General features: G+C 68.3%; 20 protein-coding genes and 1 tRNA gene. 7 read left to right on the top strand and 14 right to left on the bottom strand.

The features are described from left to right. Positions 1 to 100 precede the first annotated feature (100 nt). From EFY87_RS06665 to pth, 4 genes are read right to left on the bottom strand one after another with little or no spacing between them, the layout of a single operon-like run. Entirely contained in the window at positions 101 to 754 is a 654-nt protein-coding gene (locus EFY87_RS06665; protein WP_123270683.1) for a DUF4276 family protein, read from the bottom strand. Further along, entirely contained in the window at positions 751 to 1914 is a 1164-nt protein-coding gene (locus EFY87_RS06660; RefSeq protein ID WP_123270682.1) for an AAA family ATPase, read from the bottom strand. Before EFY87_RS06660 ends, EFY87_RS06665 begins: the two co-directional genes overlap by 4 nt. Positions 1915 to 1943: 29 nt before the next feature. Then, a complete protein-coding gene (locus EFY87_RS06655) occupies positions 1944 to 2399 on the bottom strand; it encodes a hypothetical protein (RefSeq protein WP_148043268.1) in 456 nt (151 codons plus the stop codon). Between the two features lie 26 nt (positions 2400 to 2425). Then, positions 2426 to 3004 carry an aminoacyl-tRNA hydrolase gene (pth, locus tag EFY87_RS06650; protein ID WP_245988506.1) on the bottom strand — a complete coding sequence of 193 codons (579 nt, stop codon included), beginning with the start codon at positions 3002 to 3004 and terminating at the stop codon, positions 2426 to 2428. A 150-nt stretch (positions 3005 to 3154) separates the two neighbouring features. On the opposite strand from pth, the gene EFY87_RS06645 reads away from it, so the two are divergent. From EFY87_RS06645 to EFY87_RS06640, 3 genes are read left to right on the top strand one after another with little or no spacing between them, the layout of a single operon-like run. Then, positions 3155 to 3781 carry an ATP-binding cassette domain-containing protein gene (locus EFY87_RS06645; protein ID WP_123270679.1) on the top strand — a complete coding sequence of 209 codons (627 nt, stop codon included), beginning with the start codon at positions 3155 to 3157 and terminating at the stop codon, positions 3779 to 3781. Further along, positions 3778 to 3915: a hypothetical protein gene (locus EFY87_RS20270; protein ID WP_158607533.1), complete on the top strand. Its 138-nt coding sequence runs from the start codon at positions 3778 to 3780 to the stop codon at positions 3913 to 3915. Before EFY87_RS06645 ends, EFY87_RS20270 begins: the two co-directional genes overlap by 4 nt. A 27-nt stretch (positions 3916 to 3942) precedes the next feature. Continuing rightward, positions 3943 to 4794 carry a hypothetical protein gene (locus EFY87_RS06640; protein WP_123270678.1) on the top strand — a complete coding sequence of 284 codons (852 nt, stop codon included), beginning with the start codon at positions 3943 to 3945 and terminating at the stop codon, positions 4792 to 4794. 77 nt (positions 4795 to 4871) lie between these two features. Here the strand turns inward: EFY87_RS06640 and EFY87_RS06635 are convergent, their stop codons facing one another. The 5 genes from EFY87_RS06635 to EFY87_RS06620 form a co-directional block, all read right to left on the bottom strand. Continuing rightward, complete coding sequence (locus tag EFY87_RS06635; RefSeq protein WP_123270677.1) at positions 4872 to 5507, bottom strand: 50S ribosomal protein L25/general stress protein Ctc; 636 nt, start codon at positions 5505 to 5507, stop codon at positions 4872 to 4874. Between the two features lie 416 nt (positions 5508 to 5923). After that, on the bottom strand, positions 5924 to 6901 hold the full coding sequence (locus tag EFY87_RS06630) for a ribose-phosphate diphosphokinase (RefSeq protein ID WP_123270676.1): 978 nt from the start codon (positions 6899 to 6901) through the stop codon (positions 5924 to 5926). Continuing rightward, a complete protein-coding gene (gene glmU / locus EFY87_RS06625; RefSeq protein ID WP_281276174.1) occupies positions 6898 to 8382 on the bottom strand; it encodes a bifunctional UDP-N-acetylglucosamine diphosphorylase/glucosamine-1-phosphate N-acetyltransferase GlmU in 1485 nt (494 codons plus the stop codon). Before glmU ends, EFY87_RS06630 begins: the two co-directional genes overlap by 4 nt. A gap of 127 nt (positions 8383 to 8509) precedes the next feature. Beyond that, on the bottom strand, positions 8510 to 8731 hold the full coding sequence (locus EFY87_RS20855; RefSeq protein ID WP_245988505.1) for a DUF922 domain-containing Zn-dependent protease: 222 nt from the start codon (positions 8729 to 8731) through the stop codon (positions 8510 to 8512). 4 nt (positions 8732 to 8735) lie between these two features. Beyond that, on the bottom strand, positions 8736 to 9557 hold the full coding sequence (locus EFY87_RS06620; RefSeq protein ID WP_123270674.1) for a GNAT family N-acetyltransferase: 822 nt from the start codon (positions 9555 to 9557) through the stop codon (positions 8736 to 8738). A gap of 62 nt (positions 9558 to 9619) precedes the next feature. On the opposite strand from EFY87_RS06620, the gene EFY87_RS06615 reads away from it, so the two are divergent. After that, positions 9620 to 10765, top strand: a complete 1146-nt coding sequence (locus tag EFY87_RS06615) for a sterol desaturase family protein (protein ID WP_123270673.1) — start codon at positions 9620 to 9622, stop codon at positions 10763 to 10765. An 11-nt stretch (positions 10766 to 10776) separates the two neighbouring features. On the opposite strand, the gene EFY87_RS06610 is transcribed toward EFY87_RS06615, so the two are convergent. Continuing rightward, entirely contained in the window at positions 10777 to 11322 is a 546-nt protein-coding gene (locus EFY87_RS06610; protein WP_148043267.1) for a hypothetical protein, read from the bottom strand. Between the two features lie 138 nt (positions 11323 to 11460). Here EFY87_RS06610 and EFY87_RS06605 point away from each other — a divergent pair, with 138 nt between their 5' ends. Continuing rightward, entirely contained in the window at positions 11461 to 11874 is a 414-nt protein-coding gene (locus EFY87_RS06605) for a DUF2185 domain-containing protein (RefSeq protein ID WP_181445456.1), read from the top strand. Positions 11875 to 11887: 13 nt separating this feature from the next. Here EFY87_RS06605 and EFY87_RS06600 read toward each other — a convergent pair whose 3' ends face one another. Beyond that, entirely contained in the window at positions 11888 to 12712 is an 825-nt protein-coding gene (locus EFY87_RS06600; protein WP_123270671.1) for an SRPBCC family protein, read from the bottom strand. A gap of 21 nt (positions 12713 to 12733) precedes the next feature. Next, positions 12734 to 12812: transfer RNA gene (locus EFY87_RS06595), tRNA-Gln, on the bottom strand. A 107-nt stretch (positions 12813 to 12919) separates the two neighbouring features. On the opposite strand from EFY87_RS06595, the gene EFY87_RS06590 reads away from it, so the two are divergent. Continuing rightward, positions 12920 to 13543 (top strand): TetR/AcrR family transcriptional regulator, encoded by a 624-nt coding sequence (locus tag EFY87_RS06590; protein WP_123270670.1) that lies wholly within the window; start codon positions 12920 to 12922, stop codon positions 13541 to 13543. On the opposite strand, the gene EFY87_RS06585 is transcribed toward EFY87_RS06590, so the two are convergent. Both EFY87_RS06585 and EFY87_RS06580 read right to left on the bottom strand, forming a co-directional pair. Beyond that, positions 13540 to 13899 (bottom strand): VOC family protein, encoded by a 360-nt coding sequence (locus tag EFY87_RS06585; RefSeq protein WP_123270669.1) that lies wholly within the window; start codon positions 13897 to 13899, stop codon positions 13540 to 13542. The genes EFY87_RS06590 and EFY87_RS06585 overlap by 4 nt on opposite strands. A 26-nt stretch (positions 13900 to 13925) precedes the next feature. After that, positions 13926 to 14711 (bottom strand): methyltransferase domain-containing protein, encoded by a 786-nt coding sequence (locus EFY87_RS06580; RefSeq protein ID WP_123270668.1) that lies wholly within the window; start codon positions 14709 to 14711, stop codon positions 13926 to 13928. 84 nt (positions 14712 to 14795) lie between these two features. On the opposite strand from EFY87_RS06580, the gene EFY87_RS06575 reads away from it, so the two are divergent. Continuing rightward, positions 14796 to 15302 (top strand): MarR family winged helix-turn-helix transcriptional regulator, encoded by a 507-nt coding sequence (locus EFY87_RS06575; protein WP_123270667.1) that lies wholly within the window; start codon positions 14796 to 14798, stop codon positions 15300 to 15302. Positions 15303 to 15325: the final 23 nt, after the last annotated feature.

The following is a 15325-nucleotide window of genomic DNA, read 5'->3' as shown; positions in this document are numbered from 1 at the left end:
ACCGCCGGGGCGGACACGCAAAAGGGCCCCGTTCGCAGGCGAGACGGGGTTGACACAGCTGATTCTAGTCGCCGTCGCTGAGAGCCGTACGGCCCCGGAGTTACGGGGCGGTTCTGACCAGTTCCGCCCACCACCCGTGGAAGGTAGCGCACTCGGAAAGCACCCTTGACAAGGGCGCTCGGGTCAGGATGCGGATGCCATCAATCGCCTTCTGGTACTCCGGCCATGCCGTGGCAATCCGATGCGACGGGCTCGTCGCTACCGAGTCGTTCACCAGCTCGAGGTCATCGAATCCATCAAGGTCTGTGACGAGCTGATCGAGTTCGGGCGTCTGGGGGAACAGCGCTCGATCGGCTCGCAGCGCAGCCAGGACAAGCGTCTCAAATTCGTGCAGGACCACGCATGGACGAAAGCGCGGGTCGGGGAAGGCCTGCCGCAATGACGCGTGGATGGCTTCCCTGCGAGCATGCGGCGTCGCCCCTGGGCAATCCGCCCCCGGGGCTGCTGGTGGATAGCCATAGAAGTCGCACATCAGACCAACCCGATCCCAGTGGGTCTGGTGGATCAACGGAGCCAGCAGCTTCTCGTAGTGCTTCCAGCTCCCACCGCCCCTCCCCACGACAGCTCCACCATGAAGGTGCTTGACCACGATCGGCGTCAGATAGACCCCCGCGTCCGCCGCGCGGGGAGCAAGAACCTGGGTGACGAATGCTTCTTCCGACTGGCCCTCGACAACGATGACGGTCTGCCTCATGCCGATGGCTCCCCGAGTCGGGGTCGCCCTCCCAGCAGATTCATCTCCCACATCGCACCGAGAGAGAAATCGTCGAGAAAGGCGGCCAAGGAGTCCGGATCGACGCGCTCAGCAGTCGTCCCGTCGTCCCCGCGCTGGACGACGGCGGTCTCCTCGATCGTGAACTGTGAAAGCAGCGTCACCGATTGCGTCGCAAGGATGACACGATGCCGGTCGATCGAGGCGCTGCGCACCATCGCCGCAAGTTGATGGATCGCAAAGGGATGCAAGCCGAGCTCCGGCTCGTCCAGGATGATCGTTGCGGGTCTCTCCGGTCCGAGCAACAGCGTCGCCAAGCAGATGAATCGCAGTGTCCCATCGCTGATTTCGTCCGCCGTGAAGACACGTTCGAGTCCACGCTGCCTCCACCGGAGGCGGATCGAATCCCCACGAGGGACAGTTGGTTCGAGGACGAAATCGCCGAAGAACGGAGTGACGGTGCGTATCGCGCCCACGATCCGGTCGTACGCGTAGGGATCCGAGTCCCGAACGTGATGGAGATAGGCGGCAATGTTGCCGGCATCCGACCGCAACTGGACATCATCGCCGATCGTCGAAGCCCGCTTGGGTGGAGCATCCGAACTCACGTCGTCGAAGTGATAGACACGGCAGGACCCCACGACATCCAGTACGTGTCTGGCGAACGCGCGCAGCCTGGGGTCCCCGCCCGTTCGAGAAGTCTGCGCAAGGCGGCTCTCGCGCGCCGCGGTTGCCAGCACCTTGTCGTACGGGTGGTCCACGGCGAACTTGGCTGCATCACGGGTGAGCAGTTGCTCCCTGAGGAGAGCTTCTCCGGTGTCGTCCGGCCAGACGACCGCGCGGTAGCCGCTTTCCAGCTCGCCACTCACCGGCGCATTGCGGATCTCGAGGACGATCTGGCTCGCGGTGCCCGCCGCGGACTCGTGCAGCATCCGGTCCAGCCCGCCCCTGCGCGCCACGTGATCTTGCAAACCGCCGTCGACCACTTTGGCGATCAGCTCGATTGCCGTCACGATGTTCGACTTGCCGCTGCCGTTCGGCCCGATGAGGACCGTGACCGGGGAGGACACGTCGAGGGTGAGGTCAGCGATGGACGCAAACCCCTCGATGTGAATGCGCCCCAGCGCAGGGCTCTCGGTCATACGGCCAGCCTAAGTGGTGCCCGTGACATTCATGCGCGGCCGTGCCGCGGCGACCGGCGCTTGCCCGACATGCTGCGGCGCCGCTCGCGCAGCAGTGCGGGAGCGGCCCTGCCCGCTACGACCAGCGCGAGCAGAGCGCCGATCCCCGCGATCACGAAGTGGTGCACGGAGTTCTCCCTGTCGTTGTTGTGAGCCGGATCCGCCGGGTTGTACTTCACGGCAACCCGCTCCCCCTTGTGGGTGTTGCAGGCGACCGTCGCGGTGTAGGGCGAGCCGCCCGCGGTGAAGACGGCCCGACCGTAGGACGTGGCACGGCCCGCGCACTTGCCGGCAGTGGTGACCATGCCCGTGGCCGTCGCGGTCTCGTGCGGTGCGCGGTGAGACGCTGCCACGCCGGAAACCAGTCCGCCGATCGCCATACCGACGCCGATCAGGACGCCGAGCACGACCACGACCCAGAGCAATCCGACAGCTACCCGGCGCACGCGGTCACTGTAGTTGTACCGGCCGCCTACCGCGCGTGCACGACGTTCTGTACGTCGTTCAGCGGCTTGACGGTCAACAGCTCCGCAGCCTCGGCGGCTTCCGGCACGAGGAACTCCAGCTCCGCCCGCTCGGTCGCGGTGAAGTTCTTCAGCACGTATGCCGCGGGGTCCATCCGGCCCGGCGGCCGCCCGATGCCGACCCGCACCCGCAGATAGTCCTTGCTGCCCACGGATTTGCTGATCGACTTCAGTCCGTTGTGCCCGCCTTCGCCGCCGCTGCGCTTCAGCCGCAGCGTCGCGAACTCGATGTCCAGCTCGTCATGGACGACGATCAGCCGCTCGAGCGGCGCCTTGAAGAAGCGCATCAGCCCGGCGACTGGCCCGCCGGACTCGTTCATGTAGCTCGTCGGCGTCGCGATGACGACCGGCTGCCCGGCGAGGCGGATCGACGCTGCCAGCGCACCCGCCTTGTGCGCGCGCAACGAGGTGCCGGCATCGCGCGCCATACGATCGATCACCATCGCACCCACGTTGTGCCGGTTGCCGGCGTACTGGGGCCCGGGGTTGCCGAGACCGACGATCAGCCAGGGTGCCTCGCCAGTCACTTCTCGTCCATTCACGTGGTGCCGGAATCGCCATCGAAGATAACGCATTCCGGAAGATCCCTGCCGGACGGACACGGCCGAATGCGGACGGCTCACCCGCGACCAGCGGGCGGACAGGTGGTGTCCAGCAGCATGTTCGTCGGGGGTTAGTTGCACGACGCGGCACTTCCGCTGGCCGGTGCCGCGATCCTCGTCGTCGCCTGGACGGTAACGATCGTCGCCTACCGGCTGCGCCGGGCACCGGTCACGACGGTCGCCGACGACGCGGTGCTGCGGGTCCACGGCCTCACCAAGCGGTATGGCGAGCGCGTCGCGCTGGACGACGTGACCTTCGCCCTGCCGCGTGGCGCGGTGCTTGCGCTTATGGGCCCGAACGGTGCGGGTAAAACGACTCTGCTGCAATTGATTTCGGGCCTGGCGCTGCCCAGTGCCGGTGCGGCATACGTGCTCGGTGAGCGCGTCGCGCCGGGCTCGGCGGTGCTGCGCCGGGCAGGCATCGCGCTGGAGGAACCCGGCTTCGCGCCGCACTTGACCGGCCGCGCCAACCTGGAGACGCTGTGGCGAGTGAGCGGCCGGCCGGCGGACGAGGCGCAACTCGACCTGGCGGCACAGCTGGCGGGGCTCACGCCATACCTGGACCGGCGGGCGCGCGACTACAGCCAGGGCATGAAGCAGCGGCTGGCGATCGCCGGCGCGCTGCTCGGGCTGCCCGACCTGCTGATCCTCGACGAACCGGCCAACGGGCTCGACCCGGCGCGGACGCGGCCGGGCACGTGACCGTGGACGTCGAACTCGGCGACGCCACCCTCGACGAGCTGTTCGCCGCACTCACTGCGGGCGGCATCGGCGTACACGCTCGGAACGGGATCGGCGACCTCTACCGACGGCTGGTCGGAAAGACGACACGATGAACGGGCCGCTCCCGGTGCGGCACCCGGGTGGTCGACGGCACGACGCTGGTGGAGATCAAGCACTTGACGTTCACCGCTACTGACGGCACAAACGGGGAGCACCTGTCCGGCACGATCGACGGCAACTGCGTGCAGCTCTCCGATCGCGCCAAGCAGTGCTCGGAGCAGGCGCTGAACGACGCCGTCGGCCCGTTCGGCGACGTGATCGACGCACCGGGTGTCGTCACGACGAAGGACGCCGCCGGGTGGCACGTCGACCCGGAGCAGACGCTCTTGCAGTCGTTGCGGATCTCGACCGCGAAGCTCAGCGACAACCAGTTCAACCGCACGGTCGGCGCCTACTTCCACGTATTGCAGGTGGCGCAGAACCTCACGCCCGACGCGACGCTCTCCGGCAACTCGGTGACGGTCAAGCTGCGCGCGGACAGCACGGCGGTCGTGGGGCTGCAGGTGAAGGCCGGGCAGAAGGTCACGCTGATGGCGAAGACCGCACGCGACGACGATGTCGTGGGGATGACGGTCGCCACCCCGGACGGATGGGCGGACGACGGGTCGTTCGGCTCCTTCGCCTATGCCGGGAGCTACGAGGACAGCGGTGAGGGGTATGGCGGCGTTCCGACCGACGCAACGGCCTACCCGTCGGGCTACCCGACCGACGACGCACCGTCCGGCTCGGCCACCGGTTTGGGCTCCGGCTCGTCGACCGATTTCCCGACGGACTTCTCGACCGATGGCTCCGAGGATTACTCCGCGCTGTCCGGCCCGGACATGGACGATGACGGCATGCAGACGGTCACGTTCACCCCGAAGAAGAGCGGCACAGCGAAGATCATCGTGCTGGGCACAGCAGGGGCGTCGGTGACGATCTCGCGCAGCTGACTCTCGGCGCCGAATGCACTGCGGCCCCGCTCCGGAAGTCCGGAGCGGGGCCGCAGTGCGTGGTGCTGGCAGGTGGCTCAGGCCTCGTCGCCGGACTCAGCGGCGGGTTCGTCCTTCTCGATACCGGCTTCTTCCTCGGCCTCGGCGAGCTCGTCCTCGAGCTCCTCGGCAGCGACCTGCTGGCTGATGTTCACGACGAGCAGGTCCTCGTCGGCGGCCAGGGTGGCGCCGGCCGGCAGCTGGACGTCCTTGGCCAGGATCTGGCTGCCTGCCTCGAGGCCCTCGACCGACACGGTGAGCAGCTCCGGGATGGACAGGACGTCAGCCTCGACGGCCAGGGTGCCGTTCTCGACGATGACGTTGGTGTCCGGGCCGGCCTCGCCCTCGACGTGCACCGGCACGTCGACGGTGACCTTCTCGCCGCGCTTGACGATCACCAGGTCGACATGCTCGATGACCGGCTTGATCGGGTCGCGCTGCACGTCCTTGGCCAGCGCGAGCTCCTCCTTGCCGTCGAAGTCGAGCGTCAGGATGGCGTTGACGTGCTTGAGCGCCAGCATCGTGTCGTGGCCCGGCAGGGTCAGGTGCACTGGCTCAGTACCGTGCCCGTAGAGCACTGCCGGGATCTTGTGGTCGCGGCGGATGCGGCGGGCAGCGCCCTTGCCGAACTCGGTGCGCAGCTCCGCGTTGAGGCGGAGTTCGATCTGTGCCATGGGTTTTCCTCGCTTCGTCGAGCAACTGATAGGTAGTCGCCTCGACGTGGGACGCGGCGCGAGCGGCCGACATACATGCGCAGGAAGCGGCAACGACTGCCGCGGTGCACACCTTGTCGATCACGGACGTTCGTGCAACGTCCCTCGCCGAGGCTGGCGCCGTCGATGGTATGCCGGGAGCCGCTCAGCACTCAAATCGAGCGGCGTGCGGGGCGCGGTGTCGGCGCGGTGGGGTAGCGGTGGTGGCGCCCCGCCCAGTATGCCGAGCGCGCGCCCCACCGCGCGCTGGGCATACTCCCGCAGCAGCTTCGCGAAAACTGTCCCCAAAGCGCGACGGTCGCGACTCCGGGACACCAAACCACACCAAACCCGTCCCCAAAGCGCGACGGTCGCGACTCCGGGACACCAGCGAGCCGTCAGGGAGTGAACATCGAGGTGACCGAGCCGTCCTCGAACACCTCGCGGATCGCCTGGCCCAGCAGCGGCGCGATCGACAGCGCGGTCAGCTTCTCGAACTTCTTCTCCGCGGTGATCGGGAGCGTGTCGGTGACCACGACCTCGCGGGCGACCGAGTCGCGCAGCCGCTGCACGGCCGGCTCGGAGAAAATTGCGTGCGTCGCGGCGATGACGACGCTACCGGCGCCGTCGTTCAGCAACGCGTCCGCCGCGTGACAGATCGTGCCGCCGGAGTCGATCATGTCGTCGACCAGCACGCAGGTCCGGCCCTCGACCCGGCCGATCACCCGGTTGGCGACACTCGTGTTCGCGCGGGTCACGTCACGCGTCTTGTGAATGAAGGCCAGTGGTGCGCCGCCCAGCCGCCGGGACCACTGTTCGGCAACCTTGATCCGGCCGGCGTCCGGTGAGACGACCGTGAGCTCCTCGGTGCCGTACTTGCCGGCCACGTAGTCGGTGAGGATCGGCAGCGCCTGCAGATGGTCGACCGGGCCGTCGAAGAAGCCCTGGATCTGGTCGGTGTGCAGATCCACCGCCATCAGCCGGTCGGCGCCGGCGGTCTTGAACAGATCCGCCATCAGCCGGGCACTGATCGGCTCGCGACCGCGCGACTTCTTGTCCTGCCGGGCGTATCCGTAGAACGGTGTCACCACGGTGATCCGCTTGGCGCTGGCCCGTTTCAGCGCGTCGACCATGATCAAGTGCTCCATGATCCACTTGTTGATCGGCGCGGTGTGGCTCTGGATGACGAAGGCGTCGCAGCCGCGGACCGACTCCTCGAAACGCACATACATCTCGGTGTTGGCGAAGTCGCGCAACTCCGTGGGCACCAAGCCGGTGCCCAGGTCCGCCGCCACCGCCTCGGCGAGTTCCGGGTGACCCCGGCCGGAGAACACCATCAGGTTCTTCTCCGTGGTGCGCTTCATGCCAGTCGTCATACGTCGGTGCCTTCCTGCTGGGACATGCCCGATGCGGTGTCGTCCGGGTGGTCTGCGGCGAGCGCAGCGGCTGCTGCTGCCGCCGAGTCGGTGCCCGCCCGGCGCCGCGCGACCCACCCGGGGATGTTGCGCTGCTGTGCGCGGGTGACGGCGAGTTCGCCGGGGCCGACGCTCTTGACGACTGCGGAGCCGGCGCCGACATACACGCCGTCGGCAATCGTGACCGGCGCGACGATGACCGAGTTGCTGCCGACGAAGCTATGCTTGCCGACGCTCGTGTGGCTCTTGGTGACGCCGTCGTAGTTGGCGAAGATGGTGCCGGCGCCGATGTTGCTGCCCTCGCCGATGGTCGCGTCGCCGCAGTAGGTCAGGTGCGGCACCTTCGCGCCGTCGCCGATCTGCGCATTCTTGGTCTCGACGAAGCCGCCGATCTTGCCCTCCCTGCCCAGCTCGGTGCCGGGGCGCAGGTAGGAGAACGGCCCGACGGTCGCGCCTGGGCCGATGAGGGCGACGTTCGCCACCGTGCGGATCACGCTGGCGCCGTCCTGCACCTCGGTGTCGGTGAGTGTGGTGTCCGGGCCGATCTCGCAGTCGGCGCCGATGGTGGTGGCGCCGTGCAACTGACACCCCGGATGTATGACGGTGTCGGCGCCCACGCTCACGCCGACGTCCACCCAGGTGCTGTCGGGGTCGATGACGATCGCGCCGCTTTCGCGCATCAGCGCGTCGAGCACGCGGCGGTTGAGCTCCTTGCCGAGCCGGGCCAGCTGGGACTTGTCGTTGACGCCCTCGGTCTGCCACAGGTCGTCCAGGACGTAGCCGTTGACGAGCAGTCCGCGCCCGGCGACCACCTCGACGACGTCGGTGAGGTACTTCTCCCCGGCCTGCGCGTTGATGCCGATCTCGGTCAGCGCATCACGCAGCACCGCGACGTCGAATGCGAAGACGCCAGAGTTGAATTCGCCGATCTGCAGCTGTTCCGGCGTCGCCTGCTTGTGCTCCACGATCGCCCGCACGGAGCCGCGCGCGTCGCGCACGATGCGGCCGTAGCCGCTGGCGTCGGCGAGCACACCGGTCAGCACGGTGACGGCGGCGCCCGACGCCTCGTGCTCCGCGGTCAGCCCGAGCAGAGTCTCGGCGGTCAGCAGCGGGGTGTCGCCCAGTGTCACGACCACGGTGCCGGCCAGCGAGTCCGGCAGCGCGAGCAGCGCACACTCGGCTGCCCGCCCGGTGCCGTAGACGTCGTCCTGCTCGGCGATCACGATGTCGGCGGAGATCTCGCGTGCTGCAGCGGCGACGGCTTCCTTCTGGGCGCGCACCACCACGGCGACGTGCGGTGCGCCGGTGCCGACGGCGGCGCTCACCGCGTGCCCGACCAGGGTGCGGCCGCCGATCGAGTGGAGGGCCTTGTTGCGCCGCGACTTCATCCGGGTGCCGTCCCCCGCGGACAGGACGATGACGGCGGCGGGCGTAGCAGTCACGGGATCCGACTCCTGGCGATGGCGACGACGGGACGCGTGCGCATGCGTACCCGGCGCGATGTTACCGGCCGGGGTCGGCCACCGCGAAGCCGCGGCCGGGCACCGGGCACTCGACGCTCGGCTGGCGTCAGTCGACGTCCCGCTCGGCGAAGCGCGCGAACGGGTTGAACTCCCGCCCGAAGATCGTGCGCGGGTCGAAATCGGACCCTTCCTGCTGCGCCACCGCGGTGTAGGCGTCGGCGAGCTTGCGCAACTCGCCGGCATCCGCCTTCGGGGCAAGGCCCTTGATCCGCTTGAGGATCGCCTTCGCGGCCTCGGCCTGGAGTTCTTTGTTCGATGTGTCCGTCATGGATTCATCCTGTCACCGGATGCGGCCGGCGGTATGACGCCTCGGCCCCGGGTGTGCGGTATGCCTGCACTGTCTGCGCCGCGTCAGCGAAACCGACTGACCGGTAAAGGCGGGCGGCCGGGTTGGTCGACTCGGTGACGATCACCCACTCCGTCGCCCCGCGATCGGCCGCCCACCGGGCAGCAACGCCGAGCAGGTGGCCGGCCAGCCCTCTGCGGCGGTGCTCGGCCTGGGTGCCGACCGACTGGTAGCGCGCCGTGTCGCCGAGCAGCACGATGCCGAGCTCGGCGGCCAGGTCACCGCCGGCGAACACCCCGAAGAACGCGGCGTTACCGGTCGCGATGAGTGCCCGGCGGGCGGCGGCCTGGTCCCGGGAGAACCGCTCGAAACCTGCCGGCTCCTGCTCCCCCGTGACGTCGTTCTCGGCGACCGCCCGGTGCACCACCCGCTCCCAGTCGTCGTCCGTGACGAGTTCGCGGACGATGTAACCCTCGGCGAGCGGCCGTTGCCGGGGTATGGCGGAGCTGGTCAGGACGGTGTCGGTGTCGAGCGAAACGCCGTGGGCGGCATACCGATCCGTGCGGGGCAGGCTGGGCAGGTCGATCGCGACGTGCCCGGCCTGCGGGAACTCCGCGGCGAAGACCGTCAGCCAGCGGTCGGCGTCCTCCGGGTCGCCCGTGGTGACGAGCACGAAGTTGCCCCAATGGAATTCGGGGTTGGCCGGCGACCGTATGACGAGATGGTCGCCACGGTCGGATACCTGCGCGCCCTGCAACCGCAGGATCCCGAGGTCGGTGCGTTGCCCGGGTGGCAGAACATTGCTCACGGGTCACGAAGGTACGCCGCAAACACCTGCCACGCGACGAGTTTTCGGCGACACTGAGCAGCATGAAACTGGACCTGACGGTGCTGGCGATTCCGGCGTTTGTGGGGGCGATGGCTGCCGAATATGCCTGGCAACGCAAGCATCCGGTCGATCCGGGCACCCGTGCCGGCGACTACGAGTTCAAGGACACGATGGCGTCGCTGTCGATGGGGATCGGCAGCCTGGTGGCGCCATACGTCTCCCAGCGGCTGCTCGGACCGGTCGCTCGCCCGGGCAAGCTCGCCAAGGTCGCGATGACCGTCGCGATCGGCGCGACGGCGGCGACCACCGCGCTCGACGTGGTCCGCAAACTGCGCAGTGACGACTTCGGCGAGGCGGGCGTGGCCGACTGGGATACCCGTGCCCTGCAACAACCGCAGGTTTCGAGCGATCCGGCTGCGCCGCAGGTGAAGCCGGTGCTCCAGCGCATCACCGGCAAGGTCGGCGCGGTCGCAGTCGCCTCGACGGCGCTGGTCGTCGCCACCGAGTGGGGCGCCCGCACGACCGGCGAGAAGTTCTTCGCACGCAGTCCGCTCGACCTCGGCGACAGCGCGGTCGTCGCGACCTTGGCGGTCCTCGGGTGGGACTTCATCTACTACTGGAACCACCGCCTCGACCACGAGGTCCGCTGGATGTGGGCGATGCACGAGGTGCATCACTCCAGCGAGCACTACAACCTGTCGACGGCGCTGCGGCAGCCGTGGGGCGACACGATCACCCTCTACGTCCCTTACAGCCTGCTCGCTCTGATCGGCGTGCGGCCGGAGCACATCATCCAGGCGCGCGCGATCAACCTGCTCTACCAGTTCTGGATCCACACCGAGATGATCCGCTCGATCGGCTGGCTGGAGCGCGTGCTCAACACGCCGTCCCACCATCGCGTGCACCACGGCACCAATAGCGAATACCTGGACCGCAACCACGGCAGCATCTTGATCGTCTGGGACAAGCTCTTCGGCACCTTCGAGCCCGAAAACGCCCAGCCCGTCTACGGATTGACGACCAACATCAACACGTTCAACCCGCTGCGGATCGTCGGCCACGAGTGGGTCGACATGTTCGGCGAGGTCTCCCGCGCCACCACCTGGACCGACCGCTGCTCCTATCTGCTGCGCTCCCCCGGCTGGGCCTACCGGCACCGCAAGAGCCAGCTCGCGCCTGCCGCCTGAACCGGCATCGACTACCGCTCAGCGTCGGGTGCGTATGGCGGAGGTTCTCCGCCGACCTCGGCGAGCGCTGCGGCATACCCGTCCCCAACCTCGACCCGCGTGATCTCGCGGTAGCGCCACACCGAGACGGTGTCCTCCCAGCGCGCCGCAGGACTGATTTCACGCAGGCACACCTCGGTATCCGCCCACCGAACCGGCTTCCCGACGAAACACTCGTCGGGATCATCCGTCTCGGTGTAGAGGCTGAGTAGCGGTGCGACGTCAGCGAACCGGCGAAGCAGAGCACCCGTGCGGTCGAGCGGCACCGACTTGGGCGCGGACGGCGGCCACTGCTGTCGTGCTGCGAGCACCCGCGTCGACACATCGCCACCCACTGGCGCACCGACCCGGGCGATGTCGCGGGTACGGAGCGCCACGTAGCCGTCCAGCGCGAGGTCCTCGGCGATGCTCGCAAGGAGCGTCCACTTCCGGCCGACGCCCACGACGTAACCCGGCGAGCACAGCCGCCCCAGGAATGAATCTGCCGACGCGCACCGGCCAGCGACTCTCCTGCGCACGGGCGAGTCGTGCGCGGATTATCTGTCGCACGTCGTGCGTGTCGCTGCTCATAGGTCGAAGTATTGCTCGGCGTCCGTCAATCGAGACAGCGGAATCCCCGCACGATCAGACCGTCTCATGAGTGTCAGACTCGTCGGATGGCATTGGGGTTCGGCAAGAAGAAGGCGTCCGGGAACCGGCCGGCGGCTGGCAGCGAGCGGATCGAGTTCATCCCGGATGCAGGGGCGTGCCTGGTCACCACGCATGTCCGCGACGGCGTCGGCCGGGTGAAGTTCATGGTCCGGGAGAAGTCGCAGGTGCCCGCGGACAACGGCTGGCGCATCTTCAGCGAGTTCGACACCGAGGAGTACATGAACCAGGGAGACCCGTTCGTGATCATGGCCTTCAACGACGTGTGCGCCATCGAGCCCGCCCTGATCGGCATCTACGACTTCCCGGTCGGCAGCGACCTGGCGATCGAACGCGAGGGAGGCATCCGGATCATCGACGTGACCTCGGGCCGGGAGATCCCGGTGGAGAACTTCTACGTGCCACCGCAGTTCCGCGCGTAATCTGGTCGCCGCCTCAGTCGTCGGGATGGCTTGCGCGCCAGGCGGAGTCGAGATCCTCGCGACCGATCGACTGGTCGGCGCGGAAGCAGTCGAGCAGGAAGAAATAGCGCTCGGCAAACTCCGCCTGGGTCGTCGACCCACGCAGCAGCCAGTCCTCGAGCCGCTCCATCATCTCGTCCTCGCCGCGCCTGGCCATGGCGGCGTCGAGTGCCTCCTTGTGCTCTCGCAGGTATGCCGCCAGCCGCGCCTCGAAATCTGCCAGTTCCGCCGGGCTCGCCGGGCTCAGCTGGGGGCCGTCGTTCTCTGCCGCCTCAGCGGTGCCAATCGCCGCCCGGCGGCGCGCGACGGACTCACGGCCCGGGGTCGGGTCGATGCCGAAGCGCTCGGCATACTCCTCCAGGCGGGCGGCGTCCGCATCGAGATCGCCGAACGCGGCATACGTCAGCTTCTCTCCGGCGAGGTATGGCGCGAGCCGATCGAGGAACCGGCCCACCAGCGACGCCGCGACAGCCGCCTCGTCGCGGTCCTCCAACGTGACCAGCAACTCGACCCGGCAGCCGCCGGCCGCCGTCTCCGCCAGGCGAAAGGTCCACTCCTCCCCGTCCACCAACCAGGTCGCCCGGGTCGGCGGATCGACGGACTCTGGTGCGCCCTGTTCCTCACCGAGCGCCCGGCCGACTTCGGTCGGGCGCGTGAACGGCGCGATCGGCATACACCACTCAGCGAGGACACCTGGCTGGCTCACGGCGGGCCACACCTCGGCGATCGGCGCGGTCAGCTCACGCGTCAGCCGCAGCGTCGGCTCCCCGCCGACCGCTTCCAGCGTCGTGTCGTCCATCGGACCCCCTTCACACGCGAGCTCCCCGGGTTGGAATCGAACCAACGTCGCTAATCCTGATTCAAAGTCAGGCGGCCCCTACCAGCAGAGCAACCGGGGATCGCCCCCACGGGGACGCCGACCAGGGTAGGCCACAAGAGGCGCTGGGAGCATCTCGGTCCCCGGCAACCGGCGGCGCGAGCGCGCGGTTTCCCGTTGAATGTCCTCATGCCCCCGAAGAAGCGCTCCCGGCTGACGGCCGCGGACCGGCGCGAACAGCTGATCTCCGTGGCCCAGCAGCTCTTCGCCGAGAACGGCGTGCAGCCGACGACGGTCGAGGACATCGCCACCGCTGCGGGCGTGACCAAACCGCTGATCTACGAGCACTTCGGCGGCAAGGAGGGCCTGTATGCCGTGGTCGTCGACCGCGCGATGCGGCAGCTGCTCGACCGGGTCGTCGGCTCGCTGACGGGCGGTGGGGGTTCGCGGGAGTTGCTGGAACGGAGCGCGTCGGCACTGCTGGGCTACATCGAGGAGCAGCCCGCGGCCTTCCGGGTGCTGTTGCGCGACTCGCCGGCATCCCACGGCGCCGGGTCCGCCGCGAGCATCATGTCCACCGTCGCCGGGCACGTCGAAACGCTCGTCGTGGAGGTGTTCGAGCGCAACGACCTGGACGTCTCGGTCGTGCCGATCTATGCGCAGATGCTGGTCGGAATGATCGGGTTCACCGGCGAGTGGTGGATCGAGTCCGGCTCGTCCCTCTCCCGTGACACCGTCGCCGCCCATATGGTCAACCTTGCCTGGAACGGGCTCGGCGGCATCGAACGCGATCCCACGCTGAAGACGCTCTAACCAGCCTGCTGGACCTCCACCCGGTTGCCGACAGGATCGTCGGTGTGGAACCTGCGAACACCGGGTATGGCGTCATCCCACCGCACGGCTCCTCCCGCATCGGCGACGGCAGCCGCTGCCGAGTCGACGTCGGTCACCAGCAGACACGGGTGTGCCTTGCGGGCCGGAGTGAAGGATTCCTCGATGCCGCAATGCAATTCGTGATCCGGACCCACTGCGAACCAGCATCCGCCACGCGCCGCCAGCACCGGCGGCTTGGCGATCTCGGGCAGCCCGAGGAGCCCGGAGTAGAACACTCGCAGCCGGTCCTCGGACCCGGCCGGGCAGGCGAGCTGCACGTGATGCAGACCGGTCACCGTAAAGCCTTGCGAAGTCACGGTTTTCAGCCCTTCCTGCCGACTGCGAAGATGCGCCGGAACGGCATCGCCACGCCGTATGACGCGCGCGGGTATGCCGCGTCGAAGCGCTGCGTGAGTTCAGCCAGGAACGCCTCCTGCTCGCTCTCGTTCAGCACGTCCAGCAACGGCCGCAGCGCGGTGCCCTTTACCCACTCGAGCACCGGACTGCGCTGCGCGCCTTGCGGATCCAGGATCTGCAGGTAGGTCGTCTCCCACACGTCGACGTGGCCGCAGGCGGCAGCGAGCACCTCGGCATACCGCTCGGGCGTCTCGACCGGAGCCTCTCGCAGCGCTCCGACCAGGTCGTCAGCGCGTCGGTGTGCCCGTGCGACCTCCCGGATGATGCGGTGCGATGGCGCGTCGAAATTGCCCGGCACCTGCATCGCGAACCAGCCTCCGGCAGGCAGCGCGCGCAGCCAGGATTCGATCAGCGCCACGTGCCCGGGAACCCACTGCAGCGTCGCATTGGTGACGATCACGTCGGGCGCCGGGGAGGGCTGCCACGCCGCGACATCGCCCTGCTCCCACCGGATCCGGCCGGCGGCATCGAGAGCGCGCGCCCGCTCCAGCATCGCCGGCGAGGAGTCGATGCCGGTGATCGTCGCCTCCGGCCAGCGCTGCGCGAGCGAGATCGTCAGCGGCCCGTTGCCGCAGCCGAGGTCGACGACCGACTTCGGTGCTTCCGCACCGACCCGTGCCACCAGATCCGCGAACGGCCGATTGCGCAGGTCGGAGAAGTGTTCGTACTGCTGCGGATCCCAGGTCGCCACGGCGTCTCCTCATCATTGGTTATCTTGATATCAAGATACATCCGGTTGTCTCGATGTCAAGAAACTCGCGAGTAGACTGTGGGTATGGCGGGAGAACGCGACGAGGTCGACCAGATCGTCGATGCCTGGCGCCGCGAGCGCTCCGATCTGGATGTCGAGCCGTTGCAAGTGCTTTCGCGGGTCTCTCGGCTGGCGCGGCTGCTCGACCAGGCACGCGGACGCGCTTTTGCCGACCACGGGCTCGAAGGCTGGGAGTTCGACGTCTTGTCCGCGTTGCGGCGCATCGGCCCGCCATACGAACTCTCGCCAGGCGCCCTCGTGCAGCAGACGCTGGTCACCAGCGGCACGATGACCAACCGCGTCGACCGGCTGGCCGGGCGCGGCTTCGTCGAGCGGCACCCGGCCCCCAACGACCGGCGTGGCGTGTTGGTCCGGCTCACCCCCGCGGGCCGGGACACCGTCGACTCGGCGATGACCGAGCTGCTCGAGCACGAACGCGCCATCCTCGAACACCTGCCCCAGCGCAACCGGTCGGCGCTCGCCGCCTCCTTGCGCATGCTGCTCTCGGCGGTGGAAACCGCGAGCGACTGAGCCGCGACCGGTCAGTGTGGACT

The organism is Flexivirga caeni (assembly GCF_003724155.1).
Taxonomy (GTDB): Bacteria; Actinomycetota; Actinomycetes; order Actinomycetales; family Dermatophilaceae; genus Flexivirga; species Flexivirga caeni.
This window is presented reverse-complemented; position numbering and strand designations above follow the sequence as displayed.